Source organism: Arthrobacter sp. UNCCL28, from assembly GCF_900102805.1.
GTDB lineage: Bacteria > Actinomycetota > Actinomycetes > Actinomycetales > Micrococcaceae > Arthrobacter > Arthrobacter nicotinovorans_A.
On record NZ_FMWE01000001.1, the window covers coordinates 302,136 to 319,336 of the forward strand.

14 protein-coding genes are annotated in these 17,201 nt (G+C 61.5%); 7 read left to right on the plus strand and 7 right to left on the minus strand.

Features of this window, described 5'->3' with window-relative positions; all coding sequences use genetic code 11:
• Positions 1-34: 34 nt before the first annotated feature.
• The 4 genes from mmuM to BLQ01_RS01350 all read left to right on the plus strand — a co-directional run bounded on the left by mmuM (position 35) and on the right by BLQ01_RS01350 (position 4,060).
• Positions 35-988 (plus strand): homocysteine S-methyltransferase, encoded by a 954-nt coding sequence (gene mmuM, locus BLQ01_RS01335; protein WP_091549811.1) that lies wholly within the window; start codon positions 35-37, stop codon positions 986-988.
• A 155-nt stretch (positions 989-1,143) separates the two neighbouring features.
• A complete protein-coding gene (locus tag BLQ01_RS01340) occupies positions 1,144-2,295 on the plus strand; it encodes an ABC transporter substrate-binding protein (RefSeq protein ID WP_091549812.1) in 1,152 nt (383 codons plus the stop codon).
• Positions 2,296-2,394: 99 nt separating this feature from the next.
• Positions 2,395-3,126, plus strand: coding sequence for an ABC transporter ATP-binding protein (locus BLQ01_RS01345; RefSeq protein WP_091549813.1), 732 nt, complete (start codon positions 2,395-2,397; stop codon positions 3,124-3,126).
• Positions 3,116-4,060, plus strand: coding sequence for an ABC transporter permease (locus tag BLQ01_RS01350; protein WP_091549814.1), 945 nt, complete (start codon positions 3,116-3,118; stop codon positions 4,058-4,060). The genes BLQ01_RS01345 and BLQ01_RS01350 overlap by 11 nt, the downstream gene beginning before the upstream one ends.
• Positions 4,061-4,147: 87 nt before the next feature.
• Here the strand turns inward: BLQ01_RS01350 and BLQ01_RS01355 are convergent, their stop codons facing one another.
• On the minus strand, positions 4,148-4,768 hold the full coding sequence (locus BLQ01_RS01355; RefSeq protein ID WP_175493316.1) for a DUF305 domain-containing protein: 621 nt from the start codon (positions 4,766-4,768) through the stop codon (positions 4,148-4,150).
• 703 nt (positions 4,769-5,471) lie between these two features.
• Here BLQ01_RS01355 and BLQ01_RS01360 point away from each other — a divergent pair.
• Positions 5,472-6,029, plus strand: a complete 558-nt coding sequence (locus BLQ01_RS01360; protein ID WP_091549816.1) for a dihydrofolate reductase family protein — start codon at positions 5,472-5,474, stop codon at positions 6,027-6,029.
• Positions 6,030-6,079: 50 nt separating this feature from the next.
• Here BLQ01_RS01360 and BLQ01_RS01365 read toward each other — a convergent pair whose 3' ends face one another.
• From BLQ01_RS01365 to BLQ01_RS01380, 4 genes are all read right to left on the minus strand, one after another.
• Entirely contained in the window at positions 6,080-6,610 is a 531-nt protein-coding gene (locus BLQ01_RS01365; RefSeq protein WP_139183424.1) for a hypothetical protein, read from the minus strand.
• A 107-nt stretch (positions 6,611-6,717) separates the two neighbouring features.
• A complete protein-coding gene (locus tag BLQ01_RS01370; protein ID WP_091549818.1) occupies positions 6,718-7,257 on the minus strand; it encodes a hypothetical protein in 540 nt (179 codons plus the stop codon).
• A gap of 106 nt (positions 7,258-7,363) precedes the next feature.
• A complete protein-coding gene (locus tag BLQ01_RS01375) occupies positions 7,364-7,909 on the minus strand; it encodes a hypothetical protein (RefSeq protein WP_139183426.1) in 546 nt (181 codons plus the stop codon).
• Positions 7,906-9,825 (minus strand): hypothetical protein, encoded by a 1,920-nt coding sequence (locus BLQ01_RS01380; protein WP_091549820.1) that lies wholly within the window; start codon positions 9,823-9,825, stop codon positions 7,906-7,908. The genes BLQ01_RS01375 and BLQ01_RS01380 overlap by 4 nt, the downstream gene beginning before the upstream one ends.
• Positions 9,826-9,983: 158 nt before the next feature.
• Here BLQ01_RS01380 and BLQ01_RS01385 point away from each other — a divergent pair, with 158 nt between their 5' ends.
• Positions 9,984-11,021 (plus strand): LLM class flavin-dependent oxidoreductase, encoded by a 1,038-nt coding sequence (locus BLQ01_RS01385; RefSeq protein WP_091549821.1) that lies wholly within the window; start codon positions 9,984-9,986, stop codon positions 11,019-11,021.
• On the opposite strand, the gene BLQ01_RS01390 is transcribed toward BLQ01_RS01385, so the two are convergent.
• Together BLQ01_RS01390 and BLQ01_RS01395 are read right to left on the minus strand one after the other, a co-directional pair.
• On the minus strand, positions 11,018-13,735 hold the full coding sequence (locus BLQ01_RS01390; RefSeq protein WP_091549822.1) for an aminotransferase class I/II-fold pyridoxal phosphate-dependent enzyme: 2,718 nt from the start codon (positions 13,733-13,735) through the stop codon (positions 11,018-11,020). The two genes, BLQ01_RS01385 and BLQ01_RS01390, sit on opposite strands and share 4 nt — an antisense overlap.
• A 28-nt stretch (positions 13,736-13,763) precedes the next feature.
• Positions 13,764-15,194 carry an amino acid permease gene (locus tag BLQ01_RS01395; RefSeq protein ID WP_254779212.1) on the minus strand — a complete coding sequence of 477 codons (1,431 nt, stop codon included), beginning with the start codon at positions 15,192-15,194 and terminating at the stop codon, positions 13,764-13,766.
• Positions 15,195-15,581: 387 nt separating this feature from the next.
• Here BLQ01_RS01395 and BLQ01_RS01400 point away from each other — a divergent pair, with 387 nt between their 5' ends.
• Entirely contained in the window at positions 15,582-17,198 is a 1,617-nt protein-coding gene (locus BLQ01_RS01400; protein ID WP_091549823.1) for a PucR family transcriptional regulator, read from the plus strand.
• The last annotated feature ends 3 nt before the right edge of the window (positions 17,199-17,201 follow it).

A 17,201-nucleotide genomic window follows, 5' to 3' on the forward strand; every position in this document is an offset into this window, starting at 1 on the left:
GGACAAGCTGCGGTTTTCTTTTTGGGAAGGACCCATGCCACAGAACACCACGCTCAGCAATCTCCTCAACGCCGGCAAGGACCTGGTCCTGGACGGTGCGTTAGCCACCGAATTGGAGGCCCACGGCTGCGATCTGGAAGACGCTTTGTGGTCCGCCAAGGTCCTGCTGGAGCAGCCGCATCTGATCAAGCAGGTCCACCGCGACTACTTCGACGCCGGTGCCTCCGTAGCGATCACGGCCAGCTACCAGGCCACTCCGCAGGGTTTCGCGCGGCGCGGGCTGTCCGTGGAGGAGTCGTTGGAGTTGGTGGCGTTGAGTGTCCGGCTGGCCGACGAAGCCCGGCGCGAAGCCTTGGAGGAGGGGTCTGCGAGCGGCCCTTTGCTGGTGGCCGGATCCGTTGGACCCTACGGCGCTTACCTCGCCGATGGCTCTGAATACCGTGGGGATTACACGCTTTCCGCCGCGGAATTCCAGGATTTCCACCGCCCCCGTATTGCTGCGCTGGTGGAGGCCGGGGCCGATTTCCTGGCGTGCGAGACGCTGCCGTCGTATGCCGAAGCGGAGGCGCTGTTGGCGCTCGTGGCGGAGTTCGACGTCGAATCCTGGTTTACGTTTACGCTGCGGGACAGCGGCCAGATCAGTGACGGAACGCCCCTTGCGGACGTGGCAGCGCTGCTGCGCGCGGAACCGCGGGTGGCCGCCGTCGGGGTTAATTGTGTGCCGCTGGAACTGGTGACTGACGCGCTGGGCGCTCTGCAACAAGCCTTCGATAAGCCGTTGGTGGCCTACCCGAATTCCGGAGAGACCTACGACGCTGTGACCAAAACATGGAGTCCGTCGGAGGGCGTTCAGGGCACCGGAACCTTGGCCGGCAACGCAGCTGCTTGGCAGGACCGGGGCGCCCATCTCATAGGTGGCTGCTGCCGCACAACTCCGCGCGACATTGAAGCCCTCGCGGTGAGTATGACGTCACGTGAACCTGCGTGAACCTTGATTTCTGCGGGATTGAAGCCGAAATATGACAGTCCCTACTGTGAAGGCATGACCTCTCCGGAATGGTCCTTGCTTGCCCTCGACGGGCGATGTCACGGGGCCTGATCTTCGCCCCGCTCGCATCCCACATCTTCTAAGGACCCACCCTCATGTCGAACACTCCCGAGTCACCGAAACCCGATTCCGGTACCACCCGCATTGTCGCCGGTGAGACCGCATCCAAGCCCAAGCGCCGCCGCACAGTAGAGATCGCCCTGGCCGTCGGCTTGGTGCTGCTGATCGGTGCAGGTGCCGCGGTTGCTTCCGCTGTTTCGCAAAACAACCAGGCGGCCCCGGCGCCCACCACGTCCCCGGCAGCTGAGCTCAAGCTCGGCTACTTCAGCAACGTCACGCACGGACCGGCGCTGGTAGGTACCAGCAAGGGCCTGATCGCCAAGGAACTCGGCGATACCAAGCTCAGCACCCAGGTCTTCAACGCCGGGCCCGCCGCGATCGAAGCCCTGAACGCCGGCGCCATCGACGCCACGTACATCGGCCCGAACCCGGCCATCAACTCCTACGTCAAGAGCAACGGCGAGTCCATCAGCATCATCGCCGGTGCAGCCTCCGGTGGTGCGCAGTTGGTGGTCAAGCCGGAGATCAACTCCGCAGCGGACCTCAAGGGCAAGATCCTCAGCTCCCCGCAGCTCGGTGGCACCCAGGACGTGGCACTCCGCGCGTGGCTCGGTGACCAGGGATTCAAGACCAACACTGATGGCAGCGGCGACGTCAATATCAACCCCACCGAAAACGCCCAGTCGCTGAAGCTCTTCCAAGATGGAAAGCTCGACGGCGCGTGGTTGCCGGAGCCTTGGGCCTCCCGACTGGTGCTTGAGGCCGGGGCTAAGGTCCTTGTGGATGAGAAGGACCTGTGGGAAAACGGTGACTTCACCACCACCATCCTGATCGTGAACAAGAAGTTCGCCGCCGAACACCCGGAAACCGTGAAGGCCCTGTTGAAGGGGCACGTGGCGTCGGTGAACTGGCTCAACGCGGCCTCTGCTGAGGAGAAAGCCACCACCATCAACGCGGTCCTGAAGGACACTGCCGGCAAGCCGCTTCCGGCCAACGTGATTGAGCGTGCGCTGCAGAACATCAAGTTCACCACCGACCCGCTCGCAGGTACCTACAAGAAGCTGCTCGAAGACGGCGTGAAGGCCGGAACCACAAAGCAGGCCGACATCAACGGCATTTTCGACCTCCGAACCCTGAACGAGGTCGAAGGCAAGAAGACCTCAGCCGCAGGTCTTGGCCAGGACTAAGCAGTAACGGGCTGGTCCGATTCCCCTTGCTATTTATGCGGGGGAGCGGGCCGGCCTTTGGCCACATCAGCTCTACCAATCAACACGAAGGACGGGACCATGCCAGTCGTACTCGAGAACCTGGGCAAGCGCTTCGGCGACGGCGCCCCGGTGCTGGACGACGTCAACGCCACCATCGCGCAAGGCGAGTTCGTCGCCCTCCTCGGTGCGTCCGGCTGCGGTAAGTCCACCCTGCTGAACATCATGGCGGGACTGGAACCGCCGACGTCGGGCGCTCTTGAAGTACCCAGCGACGGCGCTGCCTTCATGTTCCAGGACGCGGCCCTGTTCCCGTGGCTGACCGCGCGCGGCAACATCGAGTTGGCGTTGCAGTTGGCTGACAAGTCCAGCACCAAGGCGAGCCGGCGTGCCCGTGCCACCGAGCTGTTGGAGCTGGTGCACTTGGGCGGCGCGGGGGATAAGCGTCCCCACGAACTGTCCGGTGGCATGAGGCAGCGCGTTGCGTTGGCCCGTTCCTTGGCCCAGGACCGGCAGTTGCTGCTGATGGATGAGCCGTTTGCTGCCCTCGATGCGATCACCCGGGATCTTCTGCATGACGAGCTTGAGCGGATCTGGAAGGAAACGGGCCGAACCATCGTGTTCGTCACCCACAACGTGCGCGAAGCTGTTCGACTGGGTCAGCGCGTGCTGCTGTTGTCTTCGCGTCCTGGCCGTGTGGTGGCCGAGTGGGACGTCACCGAGGAACACCGTACCGATGCCGGCCGTGCCGGGGAGCTGACCGGAACCATCACCCGCCGTCTTCGCGAGGAGATCCGCCGCCATGCCAAGTAACCCCATCACCACCGAAGAGCGGACCCTTCCCGTGACTGAATCCAAAGAGCACATCACCTCGCCGTCGCTGAAGGGCAACGCCTCGGAGCTCCGGGACCTTGAAGCGGGCCTGGACAATTTGCAGTCGGACACGGGCCGTAAGCGCGGTATCGAATGGAAGCGTGTCCTGCTGCCCGTCGCCGCGCTTGTGGTGCTTATCCTCGCGTGGCAGTTCTACGTTTCGTTGGGGTTCAAGCGGCGGGACCTGGTACCGGGGCCGCTTGACGTGCTCACCCAGTTCGTGACGATGTGGGGCGAAGGCAAAGTCCAGGAAGCAGTGTGGACTTCGCTGCAGCGTGGTGTAATCGGCTTCCTGATCTCCGTGGTGATCGCGACCCCCATTGGTCTTTTGCTCGCCCAGGTCGCTCCTCTGCGCCGCGCGTTTGGGCCGTTGATTTCCGGGCTCCAGGTTCTGCCTTCAGTGGCATGGGTTCCAGCCGCCATCATCTGGTTCGGCCTGACCGACGCCACCGTCTACTTCGTTGTCTTCATGGGCGCCATTCCGTCCATCATCAACGGCCTCATCTCCGGCGTGGATCAGATCCCGCCGCAGTACCGGAGCGTCGGAACGGTGCTTGGCGCCAGCCGGCTCCAGATGGCGTTGCAGATTGTGCTGCCCGCAGCACTTCCCGGCTACATCAGTGGTCTGAAGCAGGGCTGGGCTTTCTCCTGGCGCTCCCTCATGGCCGCCGAGATCATCGCGGTGGGCGGCACCATTGGCTTCGGGCTGGGCTCACTGTTGGATCAGGGCCGGCTGTTGTCTGACATGACCATCGTGATGTCCGCGATCCTGCTCATCCTGTTCGTAGGCATCCTGATTGAGCTCCTGGTGTTCGGGCCGATCGAGAAGCGACTGCTCCAGCGCCGGGGTTTGCTGGCGGGCAGTTCCCGCTAGGCTCCTTTGGTCGGCGCACCCGACCTGAACGCAAGGGCCCGACGGCGACCTACCGCCGTCGGGCCCTTGCGTTACGTTGGCGTGAGGCTAGAGTCCAGCCAAGAGATCCTTCATTTCCTGGATCTCCTCTTCCTGCGAGGCCACAATATCCTTGCTGAGCTGGACGGCCTCAGGATTCTGACCCTGGCTCGTTTCGGTTTTGGCCATGGTCACGGCACCTTCGTGATGCGCGATCATCTGCGTCAGGAAGAGTGTGGCAGCTTCTGTGCCCTGTGCCGCTTCGAGTTTTTGCAGGTCGGCGTCGCTCATCATGCCGTCCATGCTGTGGGAGCTGTGATCGCCGGCAGCCATGGTGGCCGATTCATTCCAGCTTGTAAGCCAACCGGTCATTTTTTCGATCTCGGGGGCCTGTGCGGCCCTGATCCTGGCTGCCAGCTCCGTTACGGCCGCCGGGATGTCCTGCTTGGCCAGCATCGCGTCGGACATTTCCACGGCTTGGGCATGGTGGGGAATCATCATCTGCGCGAACATCGTATCCGCCGCGTTGTGGACCGGATCCGTGCTGCCCGCCGACGGGTTTGCCGATGCACTGGAGGTGCCGTGATCCATGCCCGGCATCGAGCCCGAGCCGGAATTGGATCCGCAGCCGGCCAGTGCGAGCAGGGTTGCCAAAGCGGTTCCCGTGACAATGTAGCGTGTTTTGTTCATCAGTGATTGGTCCTTTGCCAATTCAGGCGGCACCAACGTCTGCCGCCAAGGGTAAGCAGTTGGGCGCCCGGAGCCATAGGGGTCCGGGGTGTGGCGAAGGGCCCGCATGTTGGCGGCCCCTACCAGTGCTTACGTCCTGCTGATGCTGAGTTGCCCGGGCGTGGGCTGGTCTGGTCGGTAGGACCAGGATGGCAATGGATCTTGGTACCCGGTGGCAGTGAGAGTGTAGGTAGCCGCGCTGGCTGGGAGCGGCGCAACCAAGGAACCGGTTTTTAGCGACGGTGTGCAGGTAACACCTACCGCCTCGGCGCAGGAACAGCTTCCGGACGTACACTGTTCCGCTTCCGCAGGATGACCGGCAGGGAGGGGTTGCGAAGTGTCGTGCACATGATGTGAAGTGCCCTGCCCGTGAAGGGTGATCGCGTCAGTGGCTGTTGGCGTGACGGAATGTTCCCCATGGGATCCGCTCATCACATGCATTCCGAACAAGCCCGCAATGATGGCAGCCACGAGCATCAAGAGCGATCCTCGTCTGAGAAGGGGCGATGAAACCCGCGACGATGACCCGCTCACGCGCACTCCTCCTTTGCGTCCATTCGCAACACTATACCCCTGGAGGGTATCGGTCTTTGCAATGCAAGAATAAGCACACTACTGCGGCAATCCCGCTGCGCTAACGCCGGCAACGGCCTAGAATCGGCGAATGGGCCTTCTCACGTTCAGCATCAACGTCACTCTGGATGGCTGCGTCGACCACCGGGAGGGGATCGCAGATGATGAGACCCACGCCCACTTCACACGCCTCCTGGATCAGAGCGGTGCGATGCTCTGGGGGCGCACCACTTACGAAATGATGGAGGAGTACTGGCCCTTGGTGGCCCGGGGCGAGGTAGAAGCGCCGCCAGCCCTTCGTGAGTGGGCGATTACCTTGGAGGGGAAACCTAAGTACGTCGTTTCCACAACGCGGAGCGACTTCCCCTGGACCAACAGTCATCGGCTGGTCGGCGAACTGGGTACGGCCGTTCAGGAACTCAAGGACAAGACTCCCAAAGGGGTACTTGTTGGCAGCGGGAAACTAGCAACAGAGCTGGACCGGCTGGGCTTGATCGACGAGTACAAATTTCTCATCCACCCCATGATCACCGGCCACGGACCAACGCTGTACCAAGGCGGACTGCCCAGCACCCGGCATCTTGAGCTGATCTCGGCCGAGCCGCACAGTAACGGGGCGGTGGCCATGCATTATCGCCGGGCTGCTTGACGATTGTGGAGGCAACGTGAAAACGCCGAACCACTCTCATGAGCTCTGGTTTAGAAGTCCCCGCCCGGGTAGATGCCCTCGGGCAAGGTGAAGCACGGCGAGCCCGAATCGATCCAAATTTCATTAGGTTTGACGCCGCCACCGACGAGGTAGTTTTCCCCGGGAGCAGGTGGATCAATCTGGATAAGAAGCTTTTTGTCTACATCCATATTGGCTGACACCTTGAGCCCTTGCCCCCGGTAGTGGGCTTCGATGTCCTTCACGATCGGCTCAATGTTCGTTCCTTCGGCAACCGTGATGGTCGTGGAACCATTCCAGTTGTGTTGGTTTTTGTTGCAAGACAGAAGCATGCCCTTCTTCTTCTGATCGATCGAGACAACGGTGTTGTTTGGGATGAGCGTGGCGATCTCCAGTTCCATTGCTTGGGCCTGGGCTTTGGCTTCCTGCCACGTCAGGTCAGCTTTCATCGGTTCACCCGGCGTCTTTGTTGCGGTGGGTACTGGTGGTTCGATGTGTGTCCCTCCGGGGCTTCCAGAACAGCCGGCCAGAACCATCGCACCCACCAGCAGCAACGACGCCATAGCGCTGTGTCGCGCCCTCACCTAGCCACAATCCCGCGCATGTCTTTGATTACTTGCTCGTTGTCTTCAATGTTGGAGGCGATGAGATCACGGTTGCTCAAAAGCATCTAGAAATCCCCACCCGGGTAGGTACCCTCGGGCATTGTGAAGCAAGGCGAACCTGATGCAATGCGAATGACGCCGGGATCGTCCTCCCTGATGAGATACATTTCCGAGGTGGCCGGATTGCTTATCTCAACACGAAAGGTGCCTTGGATGGTCCGGTCGCTTGAGACCTCAAAACGATGATCCGTGAAGTGTGCCCGTGCAGCCGTCTCAAGTTCTTTCACGACAGATTCAGCTTCGCTTCCCTCAGCCAGCGTGATCGAAGTCGAACCGTTCCAGTTGTGTTCTGTCTTGCTGCAGGACAGGAGAACGCCCGTCTCTTTCTGGACTATGGAAGTAACCTTGTCCTTTGGGATCAGGGCGGCGATCTCCAGCTCCATAGTTTGGGTGTGGGCTTTGGCTTCCTGCCAGGTCAGTTCAGTTATCAACGGTTCCTCCTGTGTATCAGCGGCAGTTGGCACGGTTGACTCGGTCGAACTCACGCTTGGGTTTCCGGCGCAACCTGCGAGCCCGATCGAACCCGCCAACAGCAACAACGCCATGGCTCCTTGTCGCCCCCTCATTGAGGCACAATTCCAGGCATGACTCTGAGTACTTGCAGGTTGTCCTCGTTGTTTGAGGCGATGAGGTTGTAATTGTTCATGGGATCTAGAAATCCCCGCCTGGGTAGATGCCCTCGGGCAGTGTGAAGCATGGAGAACCCGAATCGATCCAAATCTCATCAGGTTTTACGCCTCCACCGACGAGGTAATTCTCCCCAGGAGCAGGTGGATCGATTTGGACCAGTATCTTTCCGTCTATATCCTTATCGGCTGACACCTTGAGTCCATTCGCCCGGTAGTGGGCTTCGATGTCCTTCACGATTGAATCGATTTTGGTTCCGTCGGCTACCGTGATGGTCGTGGAGCCCTTCCACTTGTGCTGTGTCTTGTTGCAGGACAGCAGCACGCCCTTCTTCTTTTGATCGATGGAGACAACCGTGCCTTTCGGGATCAGGGCGGCGATCTCCAATTCCACGGCTTGGGCTTTGGCCTTCGCTTCCTGCCACGTCAGTTCACCATGCATCGGGTCCTCCTGAGTCTTTGTTGCGGTGGGCTCTGGTGCTTCAATCGGAGTTCCCCTAGGGATTCCGGCACAACCGGCCAGCACCATCGTTGCCGCCAGCAGCAACACAGCATGGGTCGACACTTTCATTGATTTACCAACTTCTTCATGTACCGAAGTGCCTTATCATTGTCTTCGCTGTCGGAGGCGATGAGGTTGTGGTTTTCCATGAGGATGTTCCCTTCTTCGACGGTATTGATCGCCCTAAGTTGGTCGTCGTGGGGGCCGCGGTAGTAGTGCTGTTCAAACTCATCGCGATGAATCGGATTGTTTCCCTCCCACACCACCCCCTTTTTCGTGACGGGGTTGATAACTCCCTGGCCATGGATGAGCAGATCATAGTAGTACAGGTTCGAATATTGCGTGGTTGGCTGTGGTTTCCAGTCCGGGAGCATGCCTGCCCCAGCGAGAGAGATCACCTTGTCGTATCGGGCTCCGGCAACTTCGGAGCTGGTGAGGTTTGCCAGGCCCCAGCTGTGCCCGATGCCGGTTTGTTCGGCACCCTTTAGGTAGGGATCAGTGCGCATCCCGGCTTCGAAGGATGCCAGTTGCTGCCCGGACGTGCGTGCGAGTTTTTCATCGTTCGCCTCACCGATTCTCGCCAGGTTGGGACCGCCGGCGGTGTTCTCCTCCCCAGGGAACCGCCCATCCTTATAAACGAAAGCCACCGTACCCGGCACTTCGCTACGGAGGTAGCTCGAGACCTGCTGTACCCCGCCTGTGTAAAAGATGTCCATCCCGGTGAAGGTGCCCGGAACGTAGGTGATCACATGCCGTGTGTCGGAGCCCGGAGTGCCGATCATTTCCACAATCCTGGACCGGTCCCGGTCATAGAGGTAAAGCTGTACGTCCCCGGCTTTCACCAGATTCAGGTACGCCACCTCATTTTCGAGCATTTTTGTTCGGTTAGGGTCGTGGTGGCTTTGCCCGAACTCGGACAACTTCCGTGCTGATTCCAGGTCGTTCTCCGCCGCGCGGAGCAGGCTTGGCACATTCAACTGGTTGGCCCGGACCCTGGCCAGTGCGGGCATTCCGTCCAAAGCGCCGAACACGGCCGGAGCCGCAGTCAGCAGCAGCTCTTGCACCCGCGAGAACCCAGCCACGGCCGTGGCGGTGCCGGCCGGAGGGTTCATGCCCGCCCACCAAGCCCCGATTTTCGATGGGTCCATGCCTCGCAGGGTCTGCTGCCATCCGGGTATTGTGGACAATGCCTTCACGTCAGCCTCGGAGGCAGTGGACAAGTAGCCCAGCAGCGCCGAGTCCGATAAGGTCATCGGCGCCGTTGCAAGCACAAGAACGCCGTTCGATACCGTTATCTGACCGACGTCCCCGCTCCCACCGGCAGCGCGGAACGTGGACGCGATATCGGAAAGCCGGCTCGCGTCCTGATGGTTGTCTTCGAGGAACCGTCGTAGCCCGCCACGGACAGCGTGGAGGTCAGAGTGCACCCAGGAGCACTTCTCCTCGAAATCGGACACAGCTGCACTGACTTTGTCAGCGGAAGCTCGGTCTGAGTCGTCGTGGATCCTGAAGGTCGACACTGCCGAGTCCAAGGTGTCCGGATCAGCGGAACTCGCCCCAGCAGGGCTTCCGCTCGCCCAGACACGCAACCCTTGCCGGGCCGTCTCCACGCTCACCACCGGACGGTCAGTCTCCGCCGTCGACGGGCGGGGCCCTACATCCACCCCAAAACCGCCGCCAGCACGGGCCCAGCCGGAGGCCAGCGCCCACTCGGTCAAGTCATCCAAGCGACGCTGCTCAACCTCGGCCGCGTTCTTCGCGTCCTGGACCTGACGGGCAACATCTTCCAACATATTGACCAGCTCGGACCGGGCCGCCCTTTCAGAGGCAACGTTTTCCCGGAAGCAGTCTGCGAACATGCCCCGAAATTCCGTGAGAGCAGCAGTCGAGGCCGATTCCCGTCCGCCACGTTGATCCTGCAACGTACGCGCGACGTCCCGACATGCAGCGATCAGGCGATCAGCAGCATGAGCATCGAATTCCATAAAAACTCCATCGAATAGATAAAGCATCCCCGCCGCCTACTCTACCTAATCCCGCGGATCTATTTGCACAGGTAACGCGAAGTGACGGACTCGGGACCGTGTGGGCGCGTACACGGTGCCAGTGGAATTTCCCCGGACCGTGAAGAGTTGTCCCGAACATGCACAACAAACGGATCGGTTTCCTCTCCTTCGGTCACTGGGCCCGCGTCCCGGGTTCCCTCGTGCCAACGGCTGGGGAAGCCCTGAAACAGGGCATCGAACTCGCTGTGGCCGCTGAGGAACTGGGCATCGACGGAGCCTTCTTCAGGGTGCACCACTTCGCCCGGCAGCAAGCATCGCCCTTTCCACTGCTGAGCGCTATTGCGGCGCGGACCAGCCAGATCGAGATGGGCACCGGTGTCATCGACATGCGCTACGAAAACCCGCTCTACATGGCTGAGGAGGCAGCAGCCACAGACCTCATCAGTGATGGGCGGCTGCAGCTCGGAGTGAGCCGTGGTTCACCCGAACCCGCACGGAACGGAGCAGCCAACTTCGGCTACGTCCCCGAGGACGGTGAGGACGGTGGCGACATGGCCCGCCGCCACACTGCATTGTTCCGCAAAGCCATCGCCGGGCACGGGGTGGCCGAAGCGGACCCGCATTACGCCGGCGGGGCCACAGGTTTGCTGCCCATCCAACCCCAGTCACCCGGCCTCCCTCAGAGAATCTGGTGGGGCGCCGGAACCCGGAAGACTGCAGTCTGGGCAGCAGAGCAAGGCATGAACCTCATGAGTTCAACCCTCCTCACCGAGGACACCGGTGTTCCTTTCGACGAACTGCAGGCAGAGCAGATCCGGATGTTCCGCGAAGCCTGGGCGGCCGCAGGGCACGACTTTGAACCAAGGATTTCCGTCAGCCGCAGCGTGATTCCGATCGTCGACAGCCAAGACAACCACTACTTCGGTCTGCGTGCCCAAGCGGACAGCCAGGACCAGGTAGGAATTCTCGACGGCGCGTTGTCCCGTTTCGGGAAAAGCTACATCGGCGAGCCGGATCAATTAGCGGACGAACTGGCGAAGGACGCAGCCGTGCAAGCAGCCGACACGGTCCTGCTCACAGTGCCCAACCAGCTTGGCGTCGACTACAACGCCAAGCTGCTGGGCAACGTCGCCAAGCACGTCGCCCCTGCCTTCGGTTGGAGCGCGAAAGTCTAGGACGCCACCGCCACCAGCTCGAGAACAGAAGAAGAAGCAGGCGCCACGAACACCCGGTACCCCCGTTCGTGATCGAACCCATGGATTTCGCGCGTATCCAAAGCAGCCATGAATTCGAGGGTTTGCCGGGTGATCACCTGCCCCGGGACCAGAATGGGGAACCCTGGCGGATACGGTGTGACGAATCCTGCCGAGATTACTTCCTGTCCTTCGGCCACGGCGGAAGCCACCTCAGCCGCGGACAGGTACACCGTGGAATCGGGTTTGTAACTCTCAAAGTAGGCGGCCCGGATATCACCGTCCTCGCAGGAATCATCCGTACGGAAGCGCGCGGCGAAGGTGCTGAAATCCGGGAGCGGGGGAGTCGGGCGGGGAGCGTCGGACGATGCAGGTAGCGTCCGAGCCCGCGCCGAAGGATGCGGGTTCTCAAAGCCTTCAGCGAGTTTCACCAGGACCTCGATCAGGTACGCCACGGAGCTTCGGGACGTGCCGATGTTGGTCATGAACAGCACAGTGTTCCGTGAGGTCTTGTTCACCTGGATGCCGTGATCGTCCATGAGGTAGCTGTGGCGGAAAGTGTCGCCGTCGATCCCTGTTTTGCTGATGTCCAGCGTGAGGCGGCTGGGATCGATGACGAACTCGTCCCGCTGCCAGGCGTCCTCCAGCTCCGACAGCCCATCCCGCAGCGGCATGCTGGAGCCGGTTTCCCTATAGCGCGGACCGATGAGGTCCCGCGAGGAAAGCACCCGGAAGTACTTCTTCAGCAGGGGGTGCCGGGCCACGGCTTGGGCCACGGACACGGCAAGGTCGGATTGCCGTTGCACCAGGCCGAAACCTTCAAGCTCCACCTGTCGTCTGCCAATGTCCAGGGAAGCCAGAATTTGGTAGTTGGGGGAGGTGGACGTGTGGGTCATGTAAGCCTCGCGGAAGGACTCCCGGTTGGAGCCGGCGAAGTCCTGGTCATACACGTGGATCATGGAACCCTGCCGCAGCGAGGTCAACGTTTTGTGGGTTGACTGCGTTGCGTAGACCCGCAGGCGTGCCTTGGCAGGATCCGGAATCAGCCTGGTGGAGAGCCAGGCTTCGTCATCAACAGGTTCGCCGGTGACCGGGTCATGAAGGGCGGCTGCCTGTTCCGCGTACCGGGTGGCGTAGGCAGGATCGCTGAAGGAAGCTTCCAGTGCCGCTGCTGCCGCCATGCCGGTTCGACGGCGGTACACCGGATGGGAGCGGGCGAAGGCAAACCACGCCTCGTCCCACAGGAAAACCAGATCCGGTTTGATGGCCAGGCATTCCTCCATGACCCTTTCGACGTCATAGACGACACCATCAAACGTGCAGTTGGTGAGGGTCACCATTTTCACCTCGTGAAGCCGGCCTGCCCGTCGGTACTCCAGGAGCCTGCGCTTCAGGCTGGCCAGAGGGACGGCCCCATAAAAGGCGTACTTGTCCAGGGGATAGGCATCCAAGTAGGACACGCGGGCACCGGCAAGCACAAAGGCGTAGTGGTGCGATTTGTGGCAGTTGCGGTCAACCAGCACAACATCGCCCGGGGCAAGCAGTGACTGGTGAACGATCTTGTTGGCCGTGGACGTGCCGTTGGTGACGAAGTAGGTTCGCTGCGCACCAAAGGCCCGCGCGGCGAGTTCCTGAGCGCGTTTGATGGACCCGTGCGGATCCAGCAAGGAGTCCAGACCGCCCGAGGTGGCGGAGGTTTCGGCCAACAGCAGGTTTGTCCCGTAGAAATCGGCCATGTCCCGGATCCACGGTGAAGTCCCCACCGACGCACCCCGGGAAATCGGAAGGGCATGGAAGACGCTGGCCGGGCGGCGGCTGTAGTCCTGCAACGCCGTGAAGAACGGTGTTTCGTAGCGTTCGGCCACCCCGGACAGCAGTGACAGATGCAGGTCCAGATGATCCTGTCGCCGGAAAATCCGCCGGAACTTCCTGGTGAGGGATCCCGCCAGGGACTCGATGGAGACCCCTGCCACCAAGTAGACGTCCAGTTCCGGCCGCAGCCCGGAAATTGCTTCGGCCAGCGCAAGGATCCGTCTGATGGGTCGCGAGTCCTGCAAGTCTGCGGAGGTATGCCGGGCCAGGAACCTCCGGAGGTCGCTGCCCAACAGATGGGAGCTGCGGAGGGAGAAGCCCGGGCGAAGAACAACAGACTGGATATCCGGGTTCAGCATGATGGCAACCAGTGCATCCTCATAACTGGGAACCACATTGACCGTGTAGGTGAACGCATCCGAAGCGCGGCGCTGCGCAGCCATGGTGTTCTTGAGCGCTTCGGCTTCTTCAGGCTCCATGGTGTCCACCACCAGGACCTCAAAGCGTGGCCGTTCCGCCGGCTCGGACTGGTCAACAACTTCCTCGTCCAGGATCTCCCCGCGCGGCACCGCAGCTGTTTCCCCGGCAGAGGCGAGCGGGAGGTGGGACAAACCGCCCAGAAGCTGGAGCGCGGCCTGGGGTTCGCCGTCGTCGATTAATTGGCGCAACTGGGCCACGGCGTTGACTCCGGGCTCTGCCCAATACGGTTCCACCGCTGCCAGGAGGGCAAAGGTCCTATCGATCTGGGACAGCAAACCGGACTCCTGGTGTCGGGCCGAGGCGAGCTGCCTGAGGGCGTATCCCAAAAACTCCCAAGCGTCGGCACGGGAACGCCAAGCCCTGCTGGGGGTGCCGATTCTGGGGGACGGGGAAGGGGTGCTCATGTGTTTCACTTTCAAACTGAAAAGGGGTCTAGGACGTCAGGGCAGTGCGAATACGGCCGCGATACGCATACCAGCCGGCTATCAGCAGTGGCGCCAACACCAGCAATGAGGCCAGCACCCAGCGGCCCGTTTCCGAGAACCCCATGGTGACCAGGACAAAGGCCAGGAATCCGAGGGTGAGATAGGAAGTGAAGGGCGCTCCGAAGAGCCTGAACGCAGGCCGCACCACTTTGCCGTTGCGGACCCAGTGCTGGAGCTTGATGTGGCACAACATGATGGTGGCCCAGCCGCCGATGATGCCCACCGCCGAGACTTCCAGCACGATTTCAAAGACCTGGGATGGAACGACGGCGTTCAAGCCGACGCCAACCAGCGTGATGACCGCTGTCAGCAGGATGCCGCCGTAGGGCACCCCGGACTTACTGATCCGACCGGTGAATTGCGGAGCCGAGCCGTTCACAGCCATGGAGCGGAGGATGCGGCCGGTGGAATAGAGGCCGGCGTTGAGGCTGGACAATGCCGCGGTGAGGACCACGAAGTTCATCACGGACGCCGAGATGGCTCCGGCCTGCGGATCACCGAGATGCGAGAAGAAGGTGACAAACGGAGATTCGCCGGCTTTGTAGGACGTGAAGGGAAGCAGGAGCGAGAGCAGCAGGACTGAGCCCACGTAGAAGACCCCGATGCGGATCACCACTGTGTTCACGGCCTTGGGCATCACCTTGTGGGGTTCGGCGGTTTCGCCGGCCGCGGTGCCCACCAGTTCCACAGCTGCGTAGGCAAACACCACGCCGCTGATGGCCAGGAGCGGTGCCACTGAGCCCATGGGGAACATGCCACCGTTCTCAGCGATGACGTTGAAACCCGGAACGCCAACATCCGTCCGGCCGCCGAAAACAATGAAGCAGACTCCCACCACGAGGAACGTCACCAGGGCCCCCACCTTGATCATGGCGAACCAGAACTCCATCTCACCAAAGATCTTCACGGACACCAGGTTCAGGGAGAGCACCACTACCAAAGCGATCAATGCGATCAGCCATTGCGGGATGTCGTTGATGGGTGCCCAATATTGGCCCCAGAACTTCACGTACAGGGCAACCGCGGTGACATCCACAATGGAGGTCATGGCCCAGTTCAGGAAATAGAGCCAGCCGGCGGTGTAGGCCATTTTCTCGCCGTAGAACTCGCGGGCATAGGAAACGAACGAGCCGGAGGTGGGGCGGTACAGCACCAACTCGCCCAGTGCCCGCAGGATCAGGAACGCGAAGAATCCGCAGACGGCATAGACCAGCACCAGCGCAGGTCCGGACCCGTTCAAGCGGCCTCCGGCGCCCATGAAGAGCCCGGTACCGATTGCCCCTCCGATGGCGATCATCTGGATCTGCCGGGGCTTGAGGGTCTTGCGGTAGCCGGTTTCCTCTTGGGCGAAAGCGTTCGACGGCGGACTGGCAGCCAGGTCTGTTGGGAAAGAAAGGGTTTGTGTGGACGCAGGGGTGGGTATCACTTCGGGGGTCTCCTTTGACTCCGTTGCCACCTCGGGTGGCTCAATACTCCACAACGTGGGGCTGGCTGCGTCGCAGTTATGCCTGAAATTGGCCGCGCTGCAGTCAGTCTTTGTGGTGTGTGGGACAGTCACCAACTCTAGGTCGCCGCCGTCGACAACAAATTGGCTGGCGAACCAAATTCGGGGCCCGGCTCTTGTGCCGGGGGGACAACACTGGTGTTCTGAAGGGCCGGTAATGTTTCTCGCTGTGCGTGCCTGCGCACATGTACCGGCGGCGCCCTCAATGGCGAGGAAGCGTACTGCTGATGGAACTGATGTGGAGAGGAAGCGATAGCTTCGTTGAAAGCCCTGGAAATTGACGACGACGGCGTCGTCACCCTATTGAGCGATGTCCTCGAAGACCTGGGTGTCGGCAACGCCCGGTTGCTGCTGGCCCCGGCAGAGGACAACAGAACCGTTCGCGAAACTGTCATTGTTGATGCTGAAGACGACGACGAGATCCGCCCAGGGGCCCTGGTCATGTTGATCGGCGTTCGCGGGCGTGCGGCGCTCCCTGCGCTCCGCCGCATCATGGCGGGCCGTCCCACAGCAGTTGCTGTCAAGGGCAGTGAACGCGAGTTGGAAGCCGTGGCCGAGTTGCTCCAACCGACCGGCATTGGACTGGTGGCGGTCGCCCCGGGGCTCCGCTGGGATAAGTTCGAGAGCATCGCGCTGGACCGGGTCCGTGAGAACGATGTGCCCGGGGAAACCCCCACGTCAGTCCACCGCGATCTGTTCGCGATCGCCCAAACCACGGCCACACTGACCAATGGCCACGTGGTGATCGAAGATCCGGGCAACAGGGTCCTTGCCTACTCCCCGGCGTCCAATGACGTTGACGAGCTCCGCCGGTTGTCCATCCTGGCGCGGCGTGGCCCTGAAAAGTACCAGAAACTCCTCAAGGAATCAGGAGTCTACAAGCACCTCCAAGCTACTGAAGCACCTGTTCACGTGGAGGCCAACCTCGAGGCCGGGCTTCGGGAACGTGTGGCGATCGGCATTCACGCCGGCAGCCGGGTGATGGGGTACATCTGGTTGCAGGAAGGTGCTGAACCCTTGGCGGCCAACACGGATCGCATCATGGTGGGCGCTGCCCGGCACGCGGCCATTGAGCTGGTACGGCACCGCAACGAGCAGTCGCAGTCGATGCGCGAGGACCGGGTCTCCAGCCTGCTCAGCGGCACGGCGCAAGTCCACTCCCAGGCCCAATCCGCGGGCATCGATCCCGCCAAGCCAGCGGCGTTGGTGCTGATCTCCGCAGGAGGGCTGAGCCAAAGCGCGGCCGGTCTCCAGCTGCGCAGGGGGGAACTGTCCAAAGTGGCATCGATCCACGCCGCTGCGTACCGGCCCGGCGCGGTGGTAGGAGCCCTTGGCATGGAAACGGCCATCATCCTCCCGGACGTGGACCCGCAAAAGTCCCTGCCCGCTATCAACCGGCTGGTCAACACGATTGTTCGTGATGCCACCACGCACCTTCACTTCCAGGTGCAGGCAGCAGTGGGTCCCATCGTTCCGCGCCTGGACGCACTGCATGCCACCCTTGACCACGTTCGCAGCGTCCTCAAAGTCATGGAAGCAACGCCGGACGTCCGAGTGGCCTCTTACAGCGACGTGGAAACAACAGTCCTGACCAGGGAACTGCTGGAGTTGCTCGAATCCCGGACCACCCTGCGTCATGCAGGAATCACCCGGCTATGCGGTCGCTACCCGGAATTCGCCCTGACCCTCCTGACCTACCTGGAGTTCTTCGGAGACGTGAACCGGTGCGCCGAGGAATTGGCGGTCCACCGCAACACTGTTCATTACAGGCTCCGCCGCGCCTGCGAAGTGGCCGGGCTGGATCTGCAATCAGCGGATGAACGCTTACTGGCACACCTCCAGATCAGGCTCTGGACCTATGCAGGGACCAAGGGCTAGGAA